Origin of the sequence: Streptococcus sp. 263_SSPC (genome assembly GCF_001071995.1) — a bacterium.
Classification (GTDB): Bacteria; Bacillota; Bacilli; order Lactobacillales; family Aerococcaceae; genus Granulicatella.
In genome coordinates this window covers 1-573 of sequence record NZ_JVNU01000007.1, presented here as the reverse complement: position 1 = coordinate 573, position 573 = coordinate 1, and the positions used below count along the sequence as shown (strand labels likewise).

The 573-nt window shown below is 37.3% G+C and carries 1 pseudogene; it reads left to right on the top strand.

Features of this window, described 5'->3' with window-relative positions:
• Positions 1-573, top strand: a pseudogene (locus ADH02_RS09280) (IS3 family transposase); the annotation flags it as partial.

The window sequence follows — 573 nt, the reverse complement described above, 5'->3', positions numbered from 1 at the left end:
AACTGGCTCGCACAATACAAGAAAAATAAGTATACTATTGTTGAGAAAACAAGAGGGAGAGTACCTGAAATGGGACGTAAGCCAAAGAAAAAACCAGAAGAGATGACAGAACTAGAACGCCTTCAGGCTGAAAATGAGTATTTAAGAGCGGAGAATGCCATTCTAAAAAAGTTGAGAGAACTCCGCTTGAAGGAGGAAAAAGAGAAAGAAGAAAGACGCAGATTGTCAGAGAGTTAGTGTCAGAGTTTCCTTTAGATATTCTTCTAAAGATTATTAAACTTGCTCGTTCAACTTACTACTATCACTTAAAGCAGCTAAACCTAGAAGATAAGAATCAGGCCGTAAAAAACGAAATAGAAACCATTTATAACGAGCATAAAGGTAATTATGGATATCGCCGTATCACTCTTGAACTTAGAAACCGTGGGTTCATCGTAAACCATAAGAAGGTACAACGCTTGATGAAACTGTTGGGGCTAACTGCTCGTATTCGTAGAAAACGTAAGTATTCTTCTTATCATGGAGAAGTTGGTAAGAAAGCTGAGAATATTATTCAACGTCAATTTACAGCTG